General features: G+C 66.7%; 4 protein-coding genes and 4 pseudogenes. 3 read left to right on the top strand and 5 right to left on the bottom strand.

What is annotated here, in order from left to right; translation table 11 throughout:
* Positions 1-299: 299 nt before the first annotated feature.
* From ACWNCF_RS00635 to ACWNCF_RS00655, 5 genes and pseudogenes are all read right to left on the bottom strand, one after another.
* The gene (locus ACWNCF_RS00635; RefSeq protein ID WP_449405662.1) at positions 300-599 is read right to left on the bottom strand and encodes a hypothetical protein; all 300 of its coding nucleotides are present in this window, start codon (positions 597-599) and stop codon (positions 300-302) included.
* Complete coding sequence (locus tag ACWNCF_RS00640) at positions 586-1,152, bottom strand: solute carrier family 23 protein (RefSeq protein WP_449405663.1); 567 nt, start codon at positions 1,150-1,152, stop codon at positions 586-588. The genes ACWNCF_RS00635 and ACWNCF_RS00640 overlap by 14 nt, the downstream gene beginning before the upstream one ends.
* Positions 1,153-1,282: 130 nt before the next feature.
* A pseudogene (locus tag ACWNCF_RS00645) lies at positions 1,283-1,405 on the bottom strand (hypothetical protein); the annotation flags it as partial.
* Between the two features lie 67 nt (positions 1,406-1,472).
* Positions 1,473-1,754: pseudogene (locus tag ACWNCF_RS00650) on the bottom strand (solute carrier family 23 protein); the annotation flags it as partial.
* Positions 1,755-1,845: 91 nt separating this feature from the next.
* Positions 1,846-2,007 (bottom strand): annotated as a pseudogene (locus ACWNCF_RS00655) (solute carrier family 23 protein); the annotation flags it as partial.
* Positions 2,008-2,283: 276 nt separating this feature from the next.
* On the opposite strand from ACWNCF_RS00655, the gene ACWNCF_RS00660 reads away from it, so the two are divergent.
* From ACWNCF_RS00660 to ACWNCF_RS00670, 3 genes and pseudogenes are all read left to right on the top strand, one after another.
* Positions 2,284-3,813, top strand: coding sequence for a nucleobase:cation symporter-2 family protein (locus tag ACWNCF_RS00660; protein WP_449405664.1), 1,530 nt, complete (start codon positions 2,284-2,286; stop codon positions 3,811-3,813).
* A complete protein-coding gene (locus ACWNCF_RS00665; RefSeq protein ID WP_449405665.1) occupies positions 3,810-4,268 on the top strand; it encodes a hypothetical protein in 459 nt (152 codons plus the stop codon). The genes ACWNCF_RS00660 and ACWNCF_RS00665 overlap by 4 nt, the downstream gene beginning before the upstream one ends.
* 2 nt (positions 4,269-4,270) lie before the next feature.
* Positions 4,271-4,723: pseudogene (locus ACWNCF_RS00670) on the top strand (hypothetical protein); the annotation flags it as partial.

A 4,723-nucleotide genomic window follows, 5' to 3' on the forward strand; every position in this document is an offset into this window, starting at 1 on the left:
ACCATTGTTAACGGGCTACGGATGATCCAGCACCTTATTTGGAAACCGGCGGAAGGTCTTCGGCTCGGGGCGCTACAGCATACACGGACTGCTTCGATATTCGTTTCCGGCGGGGCGCCTCGGTCGCCGAATTCGTCCTTGCCCTTGGATCCAGTTCGCGAAACCTTCCCACGACCAGCCGTCGCCGACTCGCCCACACGGCGCCCAGCATCGGGTGCGTGTCGTAGCGAGGCGCGGGTCGAGACGCCCGAGACCCTTGCTCGGTCGGCGCGTTGCTGGCCCACAGGCCGGCGCCACGTTCAAGAGGCACCGGCGCCTCGAAGGAGAACGTCGGGCCGACGACCAGCACGGCGCTTCTTCGAGTTGTAGCTGGTGTCGTCCTTGGCGTCGACGTCGAAACCGAAAGTCATGCCGACGTCGCTCACGGGGCCGTAGGCGAATGGGGTCGCCGGTTCCGCCTTGGTCAGCGAGACGGTGTTGCGGTAAAGCAGGTAGAACTCCTGCGCGCCCGAGCTCGCGCCCGGCGCCGACGGATCGGACTTGTTCGACAGCAGGACATCGAGGTTGAAGACGCCGGTGCCGTAGCTATAACCGCTCACACGGTCGATGTCGAGGATGTCCTTGCGGAGGTCGGCGCCGTGCGTACGGCTCGCGGAAACGGCTGCCGGTACGGTAGCCGATCGAAGTGCCGCTCCACTCGGCGGCCTGGACGGACGTTGCCGCGCACGCGCACAGCGCCATGGTCAGGACGGTTTTTTTTTCATGCTTCGCTCCCTTGGACGATCGGTTGGTGGTTATTGGTGGCGCCCGCGTCCCCGTGGCTCTCGGCAGGGATGTCGCGGGTTCCGTTAAGAAGAGGTTCAGTGCGACCGCGGCGACGGCGGTCAGCAGGATGCCCGACTCCAGCAACGGATGCAGGCTGTGGGCCATCTGTTGGGCCCAGCGCGGCGCCACCAGCGGGATCAGGCCGAAGCCGATCGACAGGGCGACAATATACAGGTCTCTAGCGGTTGTTCCGGAAGCTCGGGTCAGGATACGGATGCCTGCCGCGGCAACCATGCCGAACATGACGAGGCCGGCGCCGCCCAGCACGAACTGCGGGATCGCCTCCACGAGCGCCGCCATTTTCGGCAGCATGCCGAGCACGATCATGATGCAGCCGCCGGCCACGCACACCCAGCGGCTCTGACGCCGGTGACGGCGACCAGGCCCACGTTCTGCGAAAAGCTCGTGGCGGAAACGTGTTCAGCAAGCCGCCGATCAGGGTGCCCAGGCCGTCCGTGCGCAGGCCGGCCGCGAGCTGCTTGCGGTCCAGGTCCTTGCCCGTCAGTTCGGACAATGCGAGGAACATGCCGGCCGACTCGATCATCACGACGATCATGACGACGGCGAACGTGACGATCATGACGAGATCGGAACGTGGGCGCGCCGAACGCCAGCGGCGTCACGAGCCGGAACCAGGCGGCCTGGCCGACCTTGGCGAAGCTCATCTCGCCGAACGCGAACGTCACGACACAGCCGGCGACGATGCCCAGCAGGACGGAAAGATTGGCGAGGAAGCCACGCGTGAACCGCACGAGGCACAGCACGACGGCCAGCACGAACGCGGCGATGCCCAGGTGGTCCAGCGCGCCGCAGTTCGGGTTCGGCGTCATCGGCACGGGGCCGGCGAGCTTCAGCGCGGGCGCCACGCTGCCCCCGGCGGCAGCGCGCTCGCCTGCCTGCGCCGCGCTGGCGCGCGCCGCGTCGACCATCGCGGCGAGCTTGACCGGCGCCGACGCTTTGCGCCGCGTCGTCCGGACGGCCCATGGCCCAGCCCACGCCGACGCGCATCAGGGTCACGCCGATGATCAGGATGATGGTGCCCGTGACGACGGGCGGGAAGAAGCGCAGCAGGCGGCTCATCAACGGGGCGATGAGCAGCGCCACGGCACCGGCACCGATGCCGGCGCCGAAGATCGCGCGCGCCCCGTCGACGCCGGGTACCGCGTTCGCGATGGCGACCATCGGGCTCGACGGCCGCTGGATCAACCAGCCCGAGATCACCCCCGACGAGCGCAACCTGATCAAGCGCTGGTACGAGGAGGGCGCCCCGGTCAACTGATCACCAGGGGCCCCGTGCCCCGGCCGGCCGCGTCACGAGCGCGGCCGGCGCCCGGCGGGCAGCATGCATCCTTTGTTTCGAACGCAGTAACGCAGTACGCAGTACAAGCAGTACAGGCAGTACGGCAGCACCGGCAGTTCAAAAACCAAAGGGGGACCACCCCCGAACAGGAGACAAGCATGACCCAAACTTCTCGCCATCCCGTGGATGAGCGATTGCCCCTCGGGCGCTTGACCGCGCTCGGCCTGCAGCACGTCCTCGTCATGTACGCGGGCGCCATTGCCGTGCCGCTGATCGTCGGACGTGCCCTCAAACTTCCCCCGGAACAGGTCAGCATGCTGATCTCGGCCGACCTGTTCTGCTGCGGGATCGTAACGCTCATCCAGTCCCTCGGGCTGACATCCTGGTTCGGCATCCGCCTGCCGGTGATGATGGGCGTGACCTTCGCGGCCGTCGGCCCGATGGTCGCCATCGCGAACGCGGTACCCGGCGTCGACGGGGCGCGCGCGATCTTCGGCGCCGGCATCGGTGCCGGTGCCGTGGCGCTGCTCATCGCCCCGTTGATGAGCCGCCTGCTGCGCTTCTTCCCGCCCGTCGTCACGGGCACCATCATCCTGATCATCGGCGTGACCCTGATGCGCGTCGGCGTGGGCTGGGCCATGGGCGGTCCGGACAACACGGCGCAAAGCGTCGACACGGTCAAGCTGGCCGCGATGGTCGACGCGGCGCGCGCCAGCGCGGCGCAGGCGGCGAGCGCGCTGCCGCCGGGCAGCGTGGCGCCCGCGCTGAAGCTGGCCGGCCCCGTGCCGATGACGCCGAACCCGAACTACGGCGCGCTGGACCACCTGGGCATCGCCGCGTTCGTGCTGGCCGTCGTGCTGTGCCTCGTGCGGTTCACGCGTGGCTTCCTCGCCAATATTTCCGTCCTGCTGGGCATCGTCGCCGGCTGTATCGTGACGTTCGCGTTCGGCGAGATGAGCTTCGCCAAGGTCGGCCAGGCCGCCTGGTTCCGGCTCGTGACGCCGCTGGCGTTCGGCGCGCCCACGTTCGATCTCGTCATGATCGTCACGTTCGCCGTCGTCATGATCGTCGTGATGATCGAGTCGGCCGGCATGTTCCTCGCATTGTCCGAACTGACGGGCAAGGACCTGGACCGCAAGCAGCTCGCGGCCGGCCTGCGCACGGACGGCCTGGGCACCCTGATCGGCGGCCTGCTGAACACGTTTCCGCACACGAGCTTTTCGCAGAACGTGGGCCTGGTCGCCGTCACCGGCGTCAAGAGCCGCTGGGTGTGCGTGGCCGGCGGCTGCATCATGATCGTGCTCGGCATGCTGCCGAAAATGGCGGCGCTCGTGGAGGCGATCCCGCAGTTCGTGCTGGGCGGCGCCGGCCTCGTCATGTTCGGCATGGTTGCCGCGGCAGGCATCCGTATCCTGACCCGCGTCGACTTCCGGAACAACCGCTACAACCTGTATATTGTCGCCCTGTCGATCGGCTTCGGCCTGATCCCGCTGGTGGCGCCGCGCTGGGCCCAACAGATGGCCCACAGCCTGCATCCGTTGCTGGAGTCGGGCATCCTGCTGACCGCCGTCGCCGCGGTCGCACTGAACCTCTTCTTTAACGGAACCCGCGACATCCCTGCCGAGAGCCACGGGGACGCGGGCGCCACCAATAACCACCAACCAATCGTCCAAGGGAGCAAAGCATGAAAAAAACCGTCCTGACCATGGCGCTGTGCGCGTGCGCGGCAACGTCCGTCCAGGCCGCCGAGTGGAGCGACACTTCGATCGGCTACCGTACCGGCAGCCGTTTCCGCGAGCCGTTCAACGGCGCCGACCTCCACAAGGACATCCTCGACATCAACCATGTGAGCGGTTATAGCTACGGCACCAACTTCTTCAACCTGGATGTCCTGCTGTCGAACAAGTCCGATCCGTCGGCGCCGGGCGCGAGCTCGGGCGCGCAGGAGTTCTACCTGCTTTACCGCAACACCGTCTCGCTGACCAAGGCGACCGGCAACCCATTCGCCTACGGCCCCGTGAGCGACGTCGGCATGACTTTCGGTTTCGACGTCAACACCAAGGATGACGCCGGCTACAACTCGAAGAAGCGCATGCTGGTCGTCGGCCCGGCGTTCCCGCCTTCAAGGCGCCGGGCCTGCTGAGCGTGGGCACCGACGGCCTGTGGGAGTGCACCGCGCCGACCAACGAGTTCGAGAGCGTCTCGACCCCGCGCTACCGCTACGACACGCACCGGATGCCGGGCGCCGTGTGGGCATTCCCAGTGGGCGCGACGGGCTGGTCGTGGGAAGGTTTCGCGAACTGGATCGCCTCGAAGGGCAAGGACGAACCCGGCAACCAGACTGCGCCGGAAACGAATATCGACATGCAACGGCTGTACGACGTCGGCCCGCTGCTGGGCGTTAAGCCGAAGACTTGCCGCGCCGTTTTCGAGTACCAGTACTGGCACAACGAGTTCGGCATCGACAGCAAGCACGTGCCGGGCGCATCGGCCAGCACGCCGATGGTGAAGGCCGAAAACCAGGTGCTGGATCATCCAACTAACTCCTCCGTTTTAACCTTAGCAATACGTAACGAACCAAGTAACAGGACACAACAC

Source organism: Massilia phosphatilytica, assembly GCF_977014125.1.

Bases quoted from the DNA above. Each gene is read 5' to 3' on its own strand.
- ACWNCF_RS00640 (WP_449405663.1), bottom strand. From the start codon at position 1,152: ATGATCGTGCTCGGCATGCTGCCGAAAATGGCGGCGCTCGTGGAGGCG.
- ACWNCF_RS00660 (WP_449405664.1), top strand. From the start codon at position 2,284: ATGACCCAAACTTCTCGCCATCCCGTGGATGAGCGATTGCCCCTCGGG.
- ACWNCF_RS00665 (WP_449405665.1), top strand. From the start codon at position 3,810: ATGAAAAAAACCGTCCTGACCATGGCGCTGTGCGCGTGCGCGGCAACG.